Source organism: Salinivibrio sp. PR932, assembly GCF_001996125.1.
Lineage (GTDB): Bacteria > Pseudomonadota > Gammaproteobacteria > Enterobacterales > Vibrionaceae > Salinivibrio > Salinivibrio proteolyticus.
In genome coordinates, this window is the sequence record NZ_MUFM01000015.1 from 33,760 (window position 1) to 53,312 (window position 19,553).

At 50.1% G+C, this 19,553-nt stretch carries 15 protein-coding genes; 6 read left to right on the forward strand and 9 right to left on the reverse strand.

What is annotated here, in order from left to right:
- Positions 1-95 precede the first annotated feature (95 nt).
- From ihfB to gyrA, 6 genes are all read right to left on the reverse strand, one after another.
- Entirely contained in the window at positions 96-380 is a 285-nt protein-coding gene (ihfB, locus tag BZG84_RS09210) for an integration host factor subunit beta (protein WP_069588875.1), read from the reverse strand.
- A 72-nt stretch (positions 381-452) separates the two neighbouring features.
- A complete protein-coding gene (gene rpsA, locus BZG84_RS09215) occupies positions 453-2,123 on the reverse strand; it encodes a 30S ribosomal protein S1 (protein ID WP_069588938.1) in 1,671 nt (556 codons plus the stop codon).
- 102 nt (positions 2,124-2,225) lie between these two features.
- Positions 2,226-2,909, reverse strand: a complete 684-nt coding sequence (gene cmk, locus BZG84_RS09220) for a (d)CMP kinase (RefSeq protein ID WP_069588873.1) — start codon at positions 2,907-2,909, stop codon at positions 2,226-2,228.
- Between the two features lie 158 nt (positions 2,910-3,067).
- Entirely contained in the window at positions 3,068-4,351 is a 1,284-nt protein-coding gene (aroA, locus tag BZG84_RS09225; protein WP_077480728.1) for a 3-phosphoshikimate 1-carboxyvinyltransferase, read from the reverse strand.
- 141 nt (positions 4,352-4,492) lie between these two features.
- Positions 4,493-5,575: a 3-phosphoserine/phosphohydroxythreonine transaminase gene (gene serC / locus BZG84_RS09230; protein WP_077480730.1), complete on the reverse strand. Its 1,083-nt coding sequence runs from the start codon at positions 5,573-5,575 to the stop codon at positions 4,493-4,495.
- A gap of 182 nt (positions 5,576-5,757) precedes the next feature.
- Positions 5,758-8,427 carry a DNA topoisomerase (ATP-hydrolyzing) subunit A gene (gene gyrA, locus BZG84_RS09235; protein ID WP_077480732.1) on the reverse strand — a complete coding sequence of 890 codons (2,670 nt, stop codon included), beginning with the start codon at positions 8,425-8,427 and terminating at the stop codon, positions 5,758-5,760.
- 687 nt (positions 8,428-9,114) lie between these two features.
- Here gyrA and ubiG point away from each other — a divergent pair.
- The 5 genes from ubiG (at position 9,115) to yfaE (ending at position 14,655) form a co-directional block, all read left to right on the forward strand.
- On the forward strand, positions 9,115-9,828 hold the full coding sequence (ubiG, locus tag BZG84_RS09240) for a bifunctional 2-polyprenyl-6-hydroxyphenol methylase/3-demethylubiquinol 3-O-methyltransferase UbiG (RefSeq protein ID WP_077480734.1): 714 nt from the start codon (positions 9,115-9,117) through the stop codon (positions 9,826-9,828).
- Positions 9,829-9,844: 16 nt separating this feature from the next.
- The gene (gene gph / locus BZG84_RS09245; RefSeq protein WP_077480736.1) at positions 9,845-10,504 is read left to right on the forward strand and encodes a phosphoglycolate phosphatase; all 660 of its coding nucleotides are present in this window, start codon (positions 9,845-9,847) and stop codon (positions 10,502-10,504) included.
- Positions 10,505-10,901: 397 nt separating this feature from the next.
- Entirely contained in the window at positions 10,902-13,187 is a 2,286-nt protein-coding gene (nrdA, locus tag BZG84_RS09250; RefSeq protein WP_077480738.1) for a class 1a ribonucleoside-diphosphate reductase subunit alpha, read from the forward strand.
- Positions 13,188-13,237: 50 nt separating this feature from the next.
- Positions 13,238-14,371: a class Ia ribonucleoside-diphosphate reductase subunit beta gene (nrdB, locus tag BZG84_RS09255; protein WP_069588853.1), complete on the forward strand. Its 1,134-nt coding sequence runs from the start codon at positions 13,238-13,240 to the stop codon at positions 14,369-14,371.
- A complete protein-coding gene (gene yfaE / locus BZG84_RS09260) occupies positions 14,368-14,655 on the forward strand; it encodes a class I ribonucleotide reductase maintenance protein YfaE (protein WP_077480740.1) in 288 nt (95 codons plus the stop codon). Before nrdB ends, yfaE begins: the two co-directional genes overlap by 4 nt.
- 50 nt (positions 14,656-14,705) lie before the next feature.
- Here the strand turns inward: yfaE and BZG84_RS09265 are convergent, their stop codons facing one another.
- Complete coding sequence (locus BZG84_RS09265) at positions 14,706-15,959, reverse strand: CinA family nicotinamide mononucleotide deamidase-related protein (RefSeq protein WP_241825772.1); 1,254 nt, start codon at positions 15,957-15,959, stop codon at positions 14,706-14,708.
- A gap of 225 nt (positions 15,960-16,184) precedes the next feature.
- Between BZG84_RS09265 and tyrP the strand changes: the two genes are divergently transcribed.
- On the forward strand, positions 16,185-17,357 hold the full coding sequence (gene tyrP, locus BZG84_RS09270) for a tyrosine transporter TyrP (RefSeq protein ID WP_077480742.1): 1,173 nt from the start codon (positions 16,185-16,187) through the stop codon (positions 17,355-17,357).
- Positions 17,358-17,443: 86 nt separating this feature from the next.
- On the opposite strand, the gene BZG84_RS09275 is transcribed toward tyrP, so the two are convergent.
- Entirely contained in the window at positions 17,444-18,169 is a 726-nt protein-coding gene (locus BZG84_RS09275) for a sulfite exporter TauE/SafE family protein (protein WP_077675823.1), read from the reverse strand.
- A gap of 142 nt (positions 18,170-18,311) precedes the next feature.
- Positions 18,312-19,511, reverse strand: a complete 1,200-nt coding sequence (locus BZG84_RS09280) for a methyltransferase (RefSeq protein WP_077678149.1) — start codon at positions 19,509-19,511, stop codon at positions 18,312-18,314.
- Positions 19,512-19,553: the final 42 nt, after the last annotated feature.

A 19,553-nucleotide genomic window follows, 5' to 3' on the forward strand; every position in this document is an offset into this window, starting at 1 on the left:
TATGATTATGCAGGAAATTCATCACGCAAGCTATGATCGATAGACATAAAAAAACGGCACACCTACAGCATGCCGTTTTTTTCAGCGCACATCGCTTAACTGTAAATGTTAACGCGATCGCGAAGTTCCTTACCCGGTTTAAAATGCGGAACGTACTTACCGTCCAATTCCACTTTTTCGCCCGTTTTAGGATTACGCCCCACACGAGGCGCACGATAATGCAGTGAGAAACTACCAAAACCACGGATCTCGATGCGGTCACCGCTCTCGAGTGTGGTCGCCATGTGCTCAAGGATTTCCTTGATGGCATCCTCTACCTGCTTTGCAGATAGATGGGTTTGCTGACTACAGAGCCTTTCAATCAACTCAGATTTGGTCATAAACACCCCGCTTTAGTATGTTTCTCAACAGTATAAATGCAGAGAGGGAAAATTTCCCCCTCTTATTGTGCATTATTCGCTCTTCGCTGCTTTGAACGCGTCAGCCATAGCGTTACCGAACGCGCCTTCTTCGGCTTTGTTCAGGCTAGCCATTGCTTCTTGCTCGTCAGCTTCGTCTTTCAGACGTACAGACAGGTTCAGAACGCGGTTCTTACGGTCAACACCGGTGAACTTCGCTTCAACGCTGTCACCAACAGCAAGTACTTGAGTCGCGTCTTCAACACGATCACGAGCCGCTTCAGAAGCGCGCAGGTAACCTTCAACACCTTCTGCTAGCTCAACAGTTGCGCCTTTCGCGTCAACAGCAGTCACTGTACCGTTAACGATAGCACCTTTTTTGTTGGCTGCCAGATAGTTGTTGAATGGGTCTTCTTCCATTTGCTTGATGCCCAGTGAGATACGCTCACGCTCAGCATCAACCTGAAGAACTACTGCAGAGATCTCGTCACCTTTCTTGTATTCGCGAACGGCTTCTTCGCCAGCCACGTTCCAAGAGATGTCAGACAGGTGAACCAGACCGTCGATGCCGCCGTCTAGACCGATGAAGATACCGAAGTCAGTGATTGACTTGATCTTACCAGTTACACGATCGCCTTTGTTCTGAGTTTCAGCGAATTGCTGCCATGGGTTGGCTTTACACTGTTTCAGACCTAGGCTGATGCGACGACGCTCTTCGTCGATGTCCAGAACCATAACTTCAACTTCGTCACCCACGTTAACCACTTTAGATGGGTGGATGTTTTTGTTGGTCCAGTCCATTTCAGACACGTGTACCAGACCTTCAACGCCTTCTTCGATTTCAACGAAGCAGCCGTAGTCAGTTAGGTTGGTTACGCGACCAGTCAGCTTGTGACCTTCTGGGTAACGGTTAGCAATTGCTACCCATGGATCTTCACCCAGTTGTTTCAGGCCTAATGATACGCGAGTACGCTCACGGTCAAACTTCAGAACTTTAACGTTGATTTCGTCACCAACATTAACGATTTCTGATGGGTGCTTAACGCGCTTCCACGCCATGTCAGTGATGTGAAGCAGGCCGTCAACGCCGCCCAGATCAACGAACGCACCGTAGTCAGTCAGGTTCTTAACGATACCTTTAACTTCCATGCCTTCTTGCAGAGAAGCTAGCAGCTCGTCACGCTCAACGCTGTTTTCTGACTCGATAACCGCACGACGAGAAACAACAACGTTGTTGCGCTTCTGGTCAAGCTTGATTACTTTGAACTCGAGCTCTTTGCCTTCCAGGTGAGAAGTGTCACGTACTGGACGAACGTCAACCAGTGAACCCGGTAGGAACGCACGGATGCCGTTCAGTTCTACGGTGAAACCACCTTTCACTTTACCGTTGATGATACCCATCACGGTTTCAGCTTCTTCGTACGCTTTCTCTAGCTGGATCCAAGCTTCGTGACGCTTAGCTTTCTCACGAGAAAGCTGAGTTTCACCGAAACCGTCTTCCACTGCGTCCAGGGCTACGTCTACTTGACCGCCAACTTCAATTTCAAGTTCGCCAGCAGCGTTCTTGAATTGGTCAGCTGGGATAGCAGATTCAGATTTCAGGCCTGCGTCAACCAGAACGAAACCGTTCTCGATAGCAACAACAGTACCCTTAACAATAGAACCTGGGCGAGTTTCGATTTCTTTTAGAGACTCTTCAAAGAGTTGAGCAAAAGATTCAGTCATTATATTTAAATCTTCAATTTGATAAACGTCCACGGGTATCCTACCGCATGGGGTTGTTAAATATGTTAGCCATCATCCTTGCAGCTAACGGTTATAGACTGCTTATGCAGCCGATAATTTGCTTTCAATAAACGCCAGCGCTTGCTCGATCACCTCGTCGATTGACAATGAGGTTGAATCCAGCACCAATGCATCTGGCGCGGGGCGCAATGGTGCCACCGCTCGGTTGCGGTCACGGTCATCACGCTCTTGAATTTCACTTAAAAGGCGGTCAAAGGTAACATTAACCCCCTTTTCTTGCAACTGCTGCTGACGGCGGCGGGCACGCTCTTGTGCACTGGCATCTAAGAATATTTTCACTTCGGCCTGCGGAAAGACCACGGTGCCCATATCACGGCCATCAGCAATCAATCCCGGCTCGCCGGCAAACGCGCGTTGACGACGCAACAATGCTTCACGCACACGCGGTAACGCGGCAACTTTTGACGCCTGATTGCCGACTTGTTCGGTACGTAGCGTCGCGGAAACGTCTTCGCCTTCCAGAATCACTTTTACCAGCTCACCTTCAGCGATGAACTGTACATCTAGGTTAGCAGCCAATGGCACTAATGCATCTTCTGAGGTGGTGTCCACATCATGGTGAATCGCAGCCAATGCCAATACACGGTATATCGCGCCAGAATCTAACAAATGCCACTGCAGTTTTTCTGCTAGTCGCATACATAAGGTTCCTTTTCCAGCACCACTCGGGCCATCTACTGTAATAACAGGCGCCTGTGTCGGCATAAATCTCTCCACATTTGGTTGAGTGCGTCGACGTTGCGCTATCCAAGCGCCCTCATATAAAGGGAAGCAACGCCGATAAATCGGCGCTTATTATAGAAGAAAGCGAGGAGGAAATCACCGCCACCGTCAGTTTATCCGTACGTATGGCGGTGGGATATTCAAGACCGGCTAATGGCGGCGAGTTTTTCAAAGTAGTCTGGGAACGTTTTTGAAGTACAACCCGGGTCATTAATGGTGACTGGCGTGTCGCTCAACGCCACCAGCGAGAAGCACATCGCCATCCGGTGATCGTCATAGGTATCAATCGCCGCATGAGTCAGCTGCTGAGGCGGTTCAATGTAAAGGTAATCATCTCCCTCTTCGACCACCGCCCCCACTTTTTTCAACTCGGTTGCCATCGCATGTAAGCGGTCGGTTTCTTTTACTCGCCAATTATAAACGTTACGAATACGCGTGGGGCCTTTGGCAAACAGCGCCGCTACCCCAATGGTCATGGCAGCGTCAGGGATGTGGTTGAAGTCCATGTCCACACCATGAAGCTCGCCTTTGCGTGCAATGACGTAATCATCGCCCCACTCGATGTCAGCGCCCATTGCCGCCAACGCATCGGCAAATTGGATATCACCTTGCACACTATGACGACCAATACCGGTGACCTTCACGGCACCGCCTTTAATGGCCGCGGCCGCGAGGAAGTAAGAGGCCGATGACGCATCGCCTTCTACCATCAGATGGCCTGGCGATTGATAACGTTGCCCCGCCGGAACCACAAACCGCTGATAGTTATCGTTATGTACCTCGACGCCAAACTGAGCCATGATCGCCAAGGTAATATCAATATAGGGTTTAGATACCAAGTCGCCTTTGATGGTGATCCGCGTTTCTTCACGCGCTAACGGCGCAGCCATCAACAGGGCGGTTAAGAATTGGCTAGAAATACTGCCATCGATACTGACATCGCCGCCAGCGAGCCCCGTACCTTTAATATGTAATGGTGGGTAACCCTCGCTCTCTAAATAGCGAACCTCTGCCCCTATGGCATTGAGTGCCTCAACAAGGTGGCCAATGGGACGCTCTTTCATACGCGGCTCACCGGTTAGAGTGATCTCGCCTTCACCCAAACACAGCGCGGCCGTTAATGGGCGCATGGCCGTACCGGCATTACCTAAAAACAGCTCCAGTGGCGCTTGGGTATGAAAGGCGTGTCCCAACCCTTCCACAACACACTCAGTGCGATCGTCAGACAGCTGATAAGACACGCCTAAGTCAGTAAATGCATTGAGCATATGACGCACATCGTCACTGTTGAGCAGGTTGGTTAAGCGCGTCGTGCCGGATGCTAGCGCGGCCAGCAGTAAAGCGCGATTAGATACACTCTTTGAGCCGGGAAGGTTGATGTGACCATCGATATGAGAGATCGGGGAAAGTGTCAGTTGCTCCATTCTGGTTTAATTTCCGTGATGCTTTGTGCAACCAGAGTAACCAAAATACAAGCCATCTCACAATTATTATTTTTATCAAAGTAGAAACAAAAACGTCCCAAACGCAAAAAGCGGCTGGGACGCAAACCGTTTTACACCGCGTTAGGCGTATTTTTTCTCAAACTTCACCATGAAGCCGACTAATGCCTGAACCCCTTCAAGGGACATTGCGTTATAGATTGACGCGCGCATTCCTCCGACATCTCGATGCCCTTTCAGCGCGTGCAATCCATGCTCCATCGCTTCGGCGAGGAAGGTGTCGTCCAGCTCACTGTTAGCGAGTTGGAAGGGCACATTCATCAGTGAGCGATTATCTGGGTGAACATCATTGCGATAGAAAGAAGAGTTATCGATGCAATCGTACAACAGCGCCGCTTTCTGCTGATTGTGCGCATAAATAGCCTCAACGCCCCCTCTCTTTTTCAGCCATTTAAAGACTTCTGCTGCCAGATACCAAGCAAAGGTAGGTGGTGTATTGAACATGGATTCTTTCTCGGCCAAGACTTTGTAGTTCAACACACTCGGCAACACATCTTTAGCAAGGTGTAATAAATCATCACGCACAATCACCAAGGTCAGCCCCGCCGGACCGATATTCTTCTGCGCCCCCGCATAGATCACGCCATACTTGGACACATCTATCGGGCGAGAGAGAATGTTCGATGACATATCTGCCACGATGGGTTTGTTGGTTTCCGGCAGATCCGTGATTTCAATCCCATCAATGGTTTCATTGGGGCAAAAATGCACGTATGCGGCATCATCACTTAACAACCACTCGTTTGCCGGCAAGATAGCGCGTTTACCATCACGCTCGCGAGTCACATTGATCACATTGGGAGTGCAGTAGCGCTTGGCCTCTTTGACGGCACTCGTCGCCCAGTAACCGCCATCGACATAGTCAGCAATGGTGTTGTTACCCAGTAAGTTCATAGGTACCGCCGCAAACTGCGCGCGTGCACCACCTTGGCAAAAGAGAATGTGATAATTGTCTGGGATCACCAGTAGTTCACGTAAATCTTGCTCTGATTGACGAGCAATGGCTAAAAACTCTTTACTGCGATGAGAAATTTCCATCACCGAGGTACCAAGACCGTTCCAATTGGTGAATTCTTTTTGTGCTTTTAGCATTACCTCGCGGGGAAGCATCGCGGGTCCGGCAGAAAAATTGTATACCTTGTCCATGTTGTGGAGGGGCTCCTGCTGTTTTTTATCTGCAAGACGTATCTCACGTTATGACGAAGATACATCGTTAAAAGGCGTAGCTACTGATTTAACACGTTTGCATGGGCTTTGGAAATATAGCGCGTAAAAAAGGGCGCAGATCACTGCACCCTTTTCTTGTTTTATGATTGCAACACGAGGACTTAAGCGTCTTGATCGCTATCCGTCTCACTCGGTGTGTCATCATTGTCCTCAGAGCTGGTCTCAGAGGCTGGTGCGTCACTGGTTGCATTGGCATTTGCCGCCGCTTCGTTAGCCAGTGCTTCCATTTCCTCTTCATCCGGCTCTTCGATACGCTGAAGACCAACCACTTTTTCATCATCACTGACGCGGATCAGTCGTACGCCTTGGGTATTACGGCCCACTTGGCTAACTTCTTCCGCGCGGGTACGTACCAGCGTACCGGCATTGGTGATTAACATCAGTTCATCACCGGTGCAGACCTGGATGGCACCGACAACGTCACCATTCCGCTCAGAGACTTTAATCGAGACCACACCCTTGGTCGCACGGCTCTTCGTTGGATATTCTTCCAGCGCCGTGCGTTTACCAAAGCCGTTCTCCGTCACCGTCAGGATGTCACCATCCGACTGCGGCACAATCAGGGAAACAACTTGGTCTTTCTCTGCGAGCTGAATCCCGCGGACACCTGCCGCGGTACGGCCCATTGCCCGTACTGTCTCGTTAGACGCCACAAAGCGCACTACTTTACCGAATTGCGAGAACAGCATGACTTCGCTGTTATCATCGGTCAGCTGTGCTCCGATAAGGCTATCACCTTCACGCAGGTTCACAGCGATAATGCCCGCGCTACGTGGACGGCTAAAGTCAGTCAGCGGGGTTTTCTTCACGGTACCGTGTGCGGTTGCCATAAAGACGTATTTGTCTTCTGCATATTCACGAACCGGCAGAATAGTGGTGATCCGCTCGTCGTCTTCCAATGGCAGCAAGTTGACGATCGGTTTACCGCGTGCGTTACGCGACGCATGTGGCAGTTGATACACTTTCAACCAGTACATGCGGCCACGTGTCGAGAAGCACAAGATGGTGTCGTGCGTATTTGCGACCAACAGACGCTCAATGAAATCTTCATCTTTCATGCGCGTGGCTGATTTACCTTTACCACCGCGACGCTGCGCTTCATAGTCACTCAAGGCTTGATATTTCACATATCCCTCGTGTGACCATGTCACGATGACATCTTCTTCGTTGATCAGATCTTCGATATCAATGTCAGCGCTTGCCGCCGTGATCTCGGTCAGGCGCTTATCGCCATAACTATCACGAATCGCCTCAAGCTCTTCGCGGATCACTTCCATCAAACGCTCGGTGCTGGCCAAGATATGCATTAATTCGGCAATTTGTTCCAGCAGCGATTTGTATTCATCAAGGATCTTGTCGTGCTCGAGCCCAGTCAGCTTATGCAGACGCAAATCCAGAATCGCTTGCGCTTGTTGCTCAGTCAGATAGTAGGAGCCGTCATCACGTGCACCAAACTCAGGCGCTAACCACTCAGGGCGTGCGGAGTCAACACCCGCCGCTTCCAACATGGCAGACACCCCACCTAAGCTCCAGCCTTGCGCTTGTAGCTCTTGTTTGGCAACTGCTGGGGTCGGCGCTCGGCGAATAAGCTCGATCACTTCATCGATGTTAGCCAGCGCAACCGCTAGACCTTCAAGGATGTGTGCACGCTCACGCGCTTTGCGTAATTCATACACGGTACGACGAGTGACCACTTCACGGCGGTGATTGACAAAACACTCCAACATCCCTTTGATGTTGAAGAGTTTTGGCTGGTTGTTATCCAGCGCCACCATGTTGATACCAAACGACGTTTGCAACTGAGTCTGGGCATACAGGTTGTTGAGAACGACTTCTGCCACCGCGTCGCGGCGGCATTCGATCACAATCCGCATCCCGTCTTTATCTGACTCGTCACGCAGTGCTGAAATGCCCTCAATTTTCTTATCTTTGACAAGCTCAGCAATCTTTTCAATCAGGCGCGCTTTGTTAACTTGATACGGGATCTCATTGACAACAATGGTTTCTTTACCATGTTTATCCGCTTCGATCTCCGCCTTCGCACGTAAATAGATTTTGCCTCGGCCGGTCTTATAAGCATCTTCGATGCCTTTACGGCCGTTGATCATCGCCGCGGTCGGGAAATCAGGACCCGGAATGTGCTCCATCAGCTCATCAATGGTGATATCTTCGTTATCGATATACGCCAGACAGCCGTTGATCACTTCGGTGATGTTATGAGGTGGGATGTTGGTTGCCATCCCCACCGCGATACCAGAGGCGCCATTCACTAACAAGTTAGGCACGCGCGTCGGTAATACATCAGGGATTTGCTCCGTACCGTCATAGTTAGGTACGTAGTCCACTGTTTCTTTATCTAGATCCGCGAGGAGTTCATGGGCAATTTTTGCCATGCGCACTTCGGTGTAACGCATCGCCGCGGCCGAGTCACCATCAATGGAGCCAAAGTTACCTTGGCCATCCACCAGCATATAACGCAGTGAGAAAGGCTGCGCCATACGAACAATAGTGTCGTAAACCGCGCTATCACCGTGTGGGTGGTATTTACCGATTACGTCACCGACCACACGGGCCGATTTTTTATATGGCTTGTTCCAGTCGTTGCCAAGTACATTCATCGCGAATAAAACGCGGCGGTGTACTGGCTTTAGGCCATCACGCACGTCAGGAAGAGCTCGGCCAACAATGACAGACATTGCATAGTCGAGATACGAGCTTTTCAGCTCCTCTTCGATATTGACTGGCGTGATCTCTTTAGCAAGATCGCTCATGGAGCCAACATCCCTCAAATAATGTTTGCGTATTCAAATACGTGACCACGGAGGATAACACAAACCCACTCGCTAGACACGTGAATATGGCTAAGATGTATCATAGATCTCGTTAGAAAAGCCTCTCAACGCGTCTATGCGGGTAAAAACCCATCACTTCCGTGTCTGGCTATCAAGAATTAAAAATAAAAGCCCAGAAACGTCCTCAGCGCTTATTTACTTTTTCTATTTACCGTATTGCAGCGTCATCTTCATCCTTTATCGCTTCCTATTTGCTGTCGTTTCAGCCATCTTGGCCCATACTTAAATCGTGAGAATGCGTGACATACGACGCGTAGAAAGGATTGTTGTCGACACGTTCGACTAAGGAGTAAGCAGCATGCTGACTCGTATCGTGAATGCTATCGGAATGTGCTTGATTGCCGGTAAATACATGTTAGCGTGCATCATTGCTGTCAGTGCAATGATGACTGCAACCTTGTAACCACTATATCACGCGGCCGGGCTGGCGAGCCGCGTTTATCGCTCACCGACACTTGGCGGGACCACTAAGCTCGCTTATCCTGCAGCGCCCTTTTGCGTGCCCAATACCACCAATTACACTTCCTTTGTTCCACGCGTTCCCGAGCTGCAACTACACAGCATTTGGGTATATAATGCAGCAAAACCAATAAGGAAGCTGTATTTATGAGCCACGTAGCTAACGTTGACCCGGCAGAAATTCAAAAGTTTGAAGACATGGCATCACGCTGGTGGGATTTGGAAGGTGAGTTTAAACCCCTCCACCAAATCAACCCGCTACGCTTGCAGTACGTGATAGAAAAATCCGGCGGCCTGTTTGGTAAAAAGGTGTTAGACGTTGGCTGCGGCGGAGGCATTCTTGCCGAAAGCATGGCTCGCGAAGGCGCCGAGGTCACGGGACTCGATATGGGCAAAGAGCCACTGACCGTTGCACGCTTGCATGCGCTTGAATCCGGTATTGACGTACAATACATTCAGTCGACCGCCGAAGAACACGCTAACAGCTACGCCGGCCAGTACGATGTGGTGACCTGCATGGAGATGCTAGAACACGTGCCAGAACCTGCCTCAGTGATCCAGGCGTGTGCGAACATGGTCAAACCTGGCGGTCATGTTTTTTTTTCGACGCTCAACCGCAATACCAAGTCGTGGCTATTTGCCATCGTGGGCGCCGAGCACCTGCTCAAACTGGTACCGAAAGGCACTCACGACCATCATAAGTTTATTCGTCCCTCTGAACTGATGGCGATGGTCGATACCACAGCCCTCCAAGCGCGTGGTATGACCGGCTTACACTACAACCCATTAACCGGCATCTATAAGTTATCCAACGCCAATGTCGACGTGAATTATTTGCTCCACACTGTCAACCCCGCTTAAAGAGTTGAGGCATTGTATGACCACTCCCGCAACGGTTTTGTTTGATCTCGATGGCACGCTGCTAGATACCGCGCCGGATATGGGCATGGCGGCGAACCGCGTGCTCGCAGAGTACAACTTACCCCCTCTTAGCCAAGAGCAAATCTACCGCCATACCAGTCATGGAGCGCGCGGCTTACTGACCGCAGGGTTTGGTGATAAAGCCAAAGAGCAAGATCCCATCGCCTTGCGGGCCCGTTTTCTGCATCATTACGGCCAAGCGATTTGTTCGGGGACGACCTTGTACGAAGGTATCGAAGCACTCCTCGACTTGTTAGAACATCAGGCCATCTCGTGGGGCATTGTCACCAATAAACCTGAAGGGCTCACCCATCAGCTGTTAACCTTTTTTCCACGCCTGCAGCAGGCACAGGTTATTGTCGGGGCTGACACTTACGCGCACGCCAAGCCTCACCCATTGCCGCTTCTCGAGGCAGCGAAAACGCTTAATTGTGCACCAGAGCACTGCTTCTATGTCGGAGATATTGAAAATGACATGTTAGCCGCGCGTGCGGCCAATATGGGTGCCGCGGTCGCCGCGTGGGGATACACAGGTGGTGATGATGTAATCAGTAAATGGGAAGCAGATCATATTTTCGCCACACCACACCATCTCAGTGCCTTTATTGGATCCTAATCACACCCCACAAACCGTGGGGTTTGTTGCCTTTTCAATCAGTTAAATCGGATCACTGTTCGAGCCCAAGATCAATCAAAATAAATTTTTTTTCTTGGCCTTTTTACTGTTTCAACGATTGAAATTCTCGCTAATCTTGGCGCACTTGGAACGCTAGGTTGGTGATTACTAACTTGCGTTATAACATCCCCAAGATATCCACACCTCATCAGCGTGTCGCTCTCTTGCAATATCGCGGTTATATCACTATCTTGTAACGCATCGACAAGCCGACCCCTATATATAGTGTATGAGCGACGCAACGTCCGCATAGAGGCCGACCAAAAAATCATCAGGCATTTTATAAAATCTTGCGAAAATAGCAGTTTGGCAAGGAAATATTGGGAAAGCACACAAAATGAACCAAGAAATAACCGTACTCAAGCGTGATGGACGCAAAGAAAATTTAAACCTCGATAAAATCCATCGCGTTGTTACTTGGGCTGCAGAAGGCCTCACCAACGTCTCCGTTTCTCTCGTCGAGATGCGCTCTCACATCCAGTTTTACGATGGCATGCGTACTGAAGACATTCATGAGACGATCATTAAAGCTGCAGCGGACCTGATTTCAGAAGAAAGCCCAGACTATCAATACCTTGCTGCTCGCCTAGCGGTGTTCCACCTGCGTAAAAAAGCGTACGGACAGTTCGAGCCGCCCACGCTCGTGAAGCATGTGAAAAACATGGTTGAGAAGGGTAAATATGATGCCCACATTCTCGAAGACTACAGCGAAGACGAGCTCGACACCCTAGACAGCTATATCGACCACTGGCGCGATATGAACTTCTCATACGCAGCCGTGAAACAGCTGGAAGGCAAGTACTTGGTTCAAAACCGTGTGACCGGTGAAATCTACGAGAGCGCCCAGTTCCTGTATATGATGGTTGCTGCGTGCTTGTTCGCTGCCTATCCAAAAGAAACGCGCCTTGATTATATCCGTCGTTTCTATGATGCGGTTTCTCAGTTCAAGATCTCATTGCCTACGCCAATTATGTCTGGGGTACGCACACCAACGCGCCAGTTTAGCTCGTGTGTACTGATCGAGTGCGACGATAGCCTAGACTCGATCAACGCGACCTCTAGCGCCATTGTTCGCTACGTATCTCAGCGAGCGGGGATTGGTATCAATGCCGGCCGTATCCGCGCGTTGGGTAGCCCAATTCGTGGAGGTGAAGCTTTCCATACGGGTTGTATTCCGTTTTATAAATATTTCCAAACTGCTGTTAAATGCTGTTCGCAAGGCGGTGTGCGCGGTGGTGCAGCCACCTTGTTCTACCCTATTTGGCACCGTGAAGTTGAATCCCTGCTGGTATTGAAAAATAACCGTGGTGTCGAAGAAAACCGTGTGCGTCACATGGATTACGGTGTGCAGATCAACAAACTGATGTACACCCGCCTACTCAAAGGTGGCAACATCTCCTTGTTCTCGCCGTCTGATGTGCCGGGACTGTATGATGCTTTCTTCGAAGACCAAGAGAAGTTTGAGCGTCTGTACACCCAGTATGAAGCGGATGCCTCTATTCAGCGTGAAACGGTCAAAGCTGTCGATCTTTTCTCTCTAATGATGCAAGAGCGCGCATCAACCGGTCGTATCTATATCCAAAACGTGGATCACTGTAATACGCACAGCCCATTCGATGCGTCTGTGGCGCCAATTCGTCAGTCCAACCTGTGTTTGGAAATTGCACTGCCGACCAAGCCACTCAACAATGTTGAAGACGAAAACGGTGAAATTGCGCTGTGTACCCTCTCGGCATTTAACTTGGGTGCGCTGGAGTCACTGGACGAGCTTAGCGAGTTGGCCGATCTGACCATCCGTGCACTGGATGCCCTGCTTGATTACCAAGACTACCCGCTACCGGCAGCACGTAAAGCGACCATGAACCGCCGTACCTTGGGTGTCGGTGTGATTAACTTTGCTTACTACCTAGCGAAGCATGGCGTACGTTATTCCGATGGCAGCGCAAACGGTCTGACTCACCGCACCTTTGAAGCGATTCAGTATCACTTGCTTCGCGCCTCTGTTGAGCTTGCAAAAGAGAAAGGCGCGTGCCCTGCGTTTAACGAGACTACCTATTCGCAAGGTATTCTGCCAATTGATACCTACAAGAAAGATCTGGATGGTATCTGTGACGAGCCTCTGCACTTAGATTGGGAGACGCTGCGTAAAGACATTCAAACGTATGGCTTACGTAACTCAACATTGACCGCCTTGATGCCATCAGAGACGTCATCACAAATCTCAAATGCCACCAATGGCATTGAGCCACCTCGTGGTTACGTATCGGTAAAAGCATCGAAGGACGGTATCCTCAAGCAGGTCGTGCCGGAATTCCATAAATACAAGAATAACTACGAGCTGCTCTGGAACATTGGTAGTAATGATGGCTACTTACAGTTAGTCGGTATCATGCAAAAATTCGTCGATCAGGCGATTTCCGCCAACACCAATTATGATCCGAGCCGTCATCAAAGTGGTAAAGTTCCAATGAACCAACTACTCAAAGACCTGCTCACCGCTTATAAACTCGGGGTTAAAACCCTGTACTATCACAACACCCGTGATGGTGCGAGCGATGGTCAATCGGATCTAAGCGCTGCGCAAGCAGAAGATGATTGCGCCGGCGGTGCATGTAAGATCTAACAAATTGGGGTAAGGGCCTGCGGGCCCTTTTCTAGAGGTTAATAGGATTCATGACTTACAGTACGTTTTCTAAAGTCAACAACGACCCATTGAAAGAGCCAATGTTCTTTGGCCAATCGGTCAACGTGGCGCGTTACGACCAACAAAAATATGAAATTTTTGAAAAGCTGATCGAAAAACAGCTTTCTTTCTTTTGGCGCCCAGAAGAAGTTGACGTGTCAAGTGACCGCATTGATTACAACAAGTTGCCTGAGCATGAAAAGCATATTTTCATCAGTAACTTGAAGTATCAAACGCTGCTCGATTCTATCCAAGGCCGTAGCCCGAACGTCGCCTTGCTGCCTTTGGTGTCGATTCCTGAACTGGAAACTTGGATTGAGACGTGGAGTTTCTCAGAAACCATCCACTCACGCTCATACACCCACATTATCCGTAATATCGTTGCTGATCCGGCGATTGTATTCGATGATATTGTGATGAATGAGCACATCCAGAAGCGCGCCAACGATATTGCGCAATACTATGACGACCTCATTCAAACCACTAACTACTACCACCAGTTAGGGGAAGGCACCCATACTATTAATGGCAAAACCATCAGCTTAAGCCTGCGTGCGTTAAAACGTAAGCTGTACCTGTGCCTGATGTCAGTGAATGCACTCGAAGCGATTCGTTTCTACGTCAGCTTTGCTTGTTCATTCGCCTTTGCGGAGCGTGAACTGATGGAAGGCAACGCCAAAATCATCAAATTTATTGCCCGTGATGAGGCGCTTCACCTTACAGGCACCCAGCACATGCTGAATATTTTGCGTAGCGGGCAGGACGATCCAGAAATGGCTGAGATTGCCAAAGAGTGCGAGCAAGAGTGTTTTGATCTCTTCAAAGACGCCGCCGAGCAAGAGAAAGACTGGGCAGAATACCTGTTCCGTGATGGTTCTATGATTGGCTTGAACAAAGACATTCTTTGCCAGTACGTTGAATACATCACCAACTTGCGTATGTCGGCAGTCGGCCTTGCCCCTGCATACGATAACGCCACCCAAAACCCGATTCCATGGATCAATGCGTGGCTATCTTCCGACAATGTGCAGGTTGCACCGCAAGAAGCCGAAATTAGCTCATACCTCGTGGGTCAAATCGATAACGAAGTGAGCGTTGAAGACTTTGGTGACTTCGAGCTATGACCCGAATCACGATTGAAGTGAACGGTATCAAGGTGGGTGGCAACACCCACCAAAGTTTGCTTGAACAACTTGAGCAAGCCGGTATTCAACCCGAATATCAATGCCGCAATGGCATGTGCGGTGCGTGCCGTTGTCAATTGCAACAAGGTTCGGTCAAACAAGAAGACGCGATGGCATTTGTTCGTCCCGGCGAAATTCTTACTTGCCAAAGTGCGCCACAGACCGATGTGTCAATTGAATTTGAATACCAGCCCGCAGCTAAAGCAAAAGTCGTTAATGAGTAGTGAGCCTACGCCCACTACTCCTCTCACCTTAGCGCCCAACAGGCACCGATTTAAGCAATCGTCTCAGCATCAATAAAAATGTCATCATGGCGCGCTAATGATGCGTAATCGGCAATCACCGGCTGCCCATGAAGATAACGCCTTAACATGTCCAGCAATACCGTCGCCATATAACAGCGGGCGTTGTCATGGGAGAAATGGCGTTTAAAGCTTAGTCGCTGTCCCCACTCTCCCTCGGGGGTGGAAATCGCCACGCAAATTTGTCCATGAAGCTCAGGACCACATGCTAAACCAATTTGATGCTGGCCTTGTGCAATGGCCGCGCTGGCCATGGCTAATGAGGCAGCGAGCGGGTTGGCAACGGCTTGTTCGGGCACATGCGCATTTGACATGACCCAGCCTTGCTCGACCAAGTGTGCAGCTTGACCGTTTAACGTGCTGGCTAACCATCCGCCCGTAAATTGCTCCACCACCTTTAATACCGCACCTTGACGATTGAGATCGGCGGCCAGCGCTTGCACCATCGCTTGGTTGCAACTGACAACATGATCGCCAAGGCATGATTGCACCGCATCAATGAGCTGCTCTTTATCGGGATGATCGTCAGCCATGAAGAGTTTCACTTCAATAAACGGCAGACTCGAGCGATAACCCAGCGTCACATCGTCAGGCAACGAAACAGATGCCATGGCATCGCTGATCCCCGATTCGGACAAGCCAAATGTGAACAAACGGTAACAAGAACGCGCACTGGGTGCATAGTTGTGGCTTAATTCAGGCAGAATCTGCTGCTCTACCATGCAGAAAAATTCTGAAGGCACCCCAGGTGTAAAATAGAAATGACAGCCATTTAACTGGCAATAAAAGCCACAGGCAGTGCCATTAGGGTTGTCAATGAGGCGAGCGCCATCGGGGAGCATGGCTTGTTTTAGGTTGCTTTGCGCCATAGGACGGCCATGACGCTCGTAGCGCTGCTTTAATTCATCCAGCCAGGTTTCATTGAGTGTCAGCTCTACGCCCATCGCCGACGCCATCGCTGCCGTGGTCAAATCATCAGTAGTTGGCCCTAACCCGCCATTCACAATCACCACATCCTCGGTTTGAGATAGCCGAACAAGCTCAACCGCCATCTCATCAAGCTCATCCCCGACAGTGACCCGCCGAGACATCGCAAATCCATTTTCGTACAGCATGCGGGACAGCCAAGCCGCATTGGTATCTGTGATATCGCCAAGCAAAACTTCTTCACCCGTCGACAGCATCGCGACACGTGGCATGGGTGTTTTATGTTGTTGATTGTCCACCTAGCCGCTCCTTTTGATTAGTATCCTAGAGCATTGATTATGACATCACACGCCATCACGCACTAGCCCAAGGAAATCGTACACTTTATTTTACGGCATCGTACCTGTATCATTACACTCATCAGTTTTTTAATCTGTATAAGCAGTGCACAATACGCATAAATTCACGTTATCTTTTGTGCGAACACAACAATTAACTTTTTATTTACACTGGTTAAACATTATATGAACAAGGTACTAGGAAGTTCGCTAATCATTGCAGGTACGACCATTGGCGCAGGCATGCTCGCGTTACCGCTTGCATCTGCAGGAATCGGGTTTGGCGCATCGATGGCGCTAATGGGTGTGATGTGGGCCTTGATGACCTACACCGCATTGTTGATGCTAGAAGTGCACCAATACGCCGACGCTGACGCCACCCTACACAGTCTCGCAAAACAATTTTTAGGGGATAAAGGCAAATGGCTGGCATCGTTCGCGATGCTGTTTCTTTTCTACTCACTTTGCGCTGCTTACATTGCGGGCGGTGGTAGCCAGTTGAATGAGAAACTTGCACAGTGGTCCTCGATTCAACTCCCACCCGCAGCGGGCGCGGTGCTGTTTACCTTAGTGTTTGGATTGGTGGTAACACTAGGAACCAGCAAGGTAGATTTAATCAATCGTGGGCTATTCACGCTAAAAGTGGTGTTCTTGATCTTGGCTCTAACACTACTCACTCCCCATGTATCGAGCATTAATTTGGTCGAAATGCCGGTGGAGAAAGGCTTGATGGTTGCCGCACTCCCGGTCATCTTCACCTCGTTTGGCTTCCATGGCAGCATCCCTTCGATTGTACGTTATGTGGGGATTGATTTGCCCTCCTTGCGCAAGGTGATGATTATTGGTTCAACCTTACCCCTCGCCTTGTACATTTTTTGGCAGGTCGCGAGCTTGGGGAGCGTGGCGCAGTCAATCTTGCTACAAAATGGTGAGTTGTCACAATTTGTGAAAGTCATTCAGGCAGTGGTACAACAAGACTATATTGCCTCGAGCATTTCGCTGTTCGCAGACTTGGCACTCGCCACCTCATTCTTAGGCGTGAGTTTAGGGTTGTTTGACTTTATTTCAGACAGCTTTAAGCGTCAGGACACAGTCAGTGGTCGACTGCAAACAGCAGCAATCACTTACTTACCGCCGCTTGTTTTTGCGCTTTTCTATCCACAAGGCTTTATCACTGCCCTTGGCTATGCTGCCATCGCACTGGTTATTCTTGCGGTCGTGTTGCCTGTGCTAATGGTACGTAAGGCTCGCCAGACCGTCTCTACCGACAACCATTATCAGGTCATTGGCGGTAATTTAGGCCTGAGTTTGGCGATGGTCGGCGGTATCGCTGTGGTAGTTGCGCAATTTATGGCGTAACCCTCCCGCTAACCGTACACTATCAAAACGCCCAGCTTTGGCTGGGCGTTGCTTATGGGCAATGACACGCCTATCGCTATGTGCCACTAACCACCTAAAAGTCCTCTGACCAAGGTACTCACCCCAGCTAACGTACACAGCACCAACATAGCGCGCCGAACCAGTACAGGCTTCACCTTCGGCGCGACACGATAGGCTAACCACGTCGCGAGTAAAACCGCGGGCACCGCGAATGCGGCTTGCTGAACATGCCACCAGGTAAGATAGTCCGTCGCGCCCAGCGCAATCAAAGACAAGATACAGCTAATCACAAAGTAGCCGGCCAAGCAGGCACGCATCTTATTCACTTCCGCATGCTGTAATACCAGTGCCATCGGCGGTCCACCGATGCTGGTTGTGGTGCCCATGATCCCCGATGTAAACCCAGCAATAAAGAAGTTGAGGCGATTCGGTGCGATGTTGAGACGTGCAATACTGGCAAACACTGCCAGCAAGACCGCCGTGCCAATGATGATTTCTAGCATTTGCGTGGTGACCACCAACATAATGGCACCTGCTAGCATGGTGCCAGGCACACGCCCCAAGTATGCCCAGCTCAAATCACGAAAGGACAGTTGGTGGCGATACTGCCACGCATTAATACTCGCAAGGGTCAGCCCCACCATTGAAATAGTGGTGGGGACCAATTTCGGGTCAATCATAAGTAGCAGTGGCGCAGCGACAATCGCCATGCCAAAACCAATTAAACTTTGCACAAAACAGCCCAAGCCTAGGATCACGGCCACGGCAAATGACACACTTAAATCTGCCATAGTAAAGCTTCTTTATATTAAGTTATTTGCGCGAAATTTTAGCGGCTAAGCGCACGCGACACTATCACTCATTAACAGATTGATTACTCTGGCGTGTCAATTCTACGTAACACGTAAGCAACGTGCTGGCGAAGCGCCGCTCTTAGCGACGCGTGGCATGAATAAGCAGATTGCGCGGCGTTAAGCTCGGCGCACAAAATTGGACCAGATCGACGTGATAGTTATGTTGCTCAAGATACAGCACCCGATCGAGCGCTAGCCAAAGCTCTAACGCTCGGCGGAACGCAGACTTCACGACATTGATTTGTTCCAGAATCACAAATCTCGCCTCTCCCCGAGCCAAATACGGCGTAAAGTCGGTATTGCTAGATACGGTTAAGCCTTTTTGCGTCGCTCCCCAATGACAAAACGCCTCAAAGCCATCATTCAGTTGCGACTTTTGAAGCGCCGGCAGCGGTAAATACTGGTCAGACTGAAAAGCGTCACGCTGCCACTCATCAAACCCTAACCGGTACGTGACTTCTTGATAGCGCTGACGACGGACACGCTCACCACCGGTTGCCGCTTCTTGAACCGCAATTTTGAGATCGGTTTTGCTCAGGACCAATCCTGCTTGCTGCCCCGCATTCGACAGAGGTTGATACGTCTTACCCGTAATCAATTGATAACAACACGGTGATACACTAATCGCGTTAAGATCGGCCGCAACCGCTTGGCGCAATAGGTGCACATGCAGATCGCCACAAGCATGCAGCGCCAAGGCATGATCGCAGCGATGAATCACGGATAATGCCGCCTCACTAAAGGCATCTAGATGATGAAATTGTATCGGCAACTGGTGCTGTTCAGCATAGGCTTGGCCTTGTTCACAAAGCGCCTGCTGCCACTCTAAACTGTCCACTCGCGCGGGTGTACTTGCCGCCACAGCACGGCCTAAATATCCTTTTCCTGCACACCACTCTAGATATCGTTGCGTGGATGGTTGTGTGGGGACGGCGCTCAAGTAAGCGCGAATTTGCGCCCACTTCCGCCCGGGGACTCCCACGCCAAGCCGCTCATCCATAGCCACTGCTGCCATCTTAGCCTCTGGGACATCCGTTAAGCGTGGAATCGCGGCCAACGCCGGCCACCACTTCGCCAATTGCTCTGCCACTTGGTTTGGCGCCGCCTTCCATTGCGCGGCCTGTGAAATGTCGAGCGTTGAAAGCCATTCACACAGTTCAGGACACGATGACCAAGGCAGACGCGCATGTGCCATCGGCATGGGCCGCCATAACCACTGATACTCCACCAGCAATTCGGTCAGTTGCTTAAATTGAACAAGATATAACGAGTTAGGCATCGGGCTGGCACCTTGATTGCTCGACAAATAGCGGCGTCACTG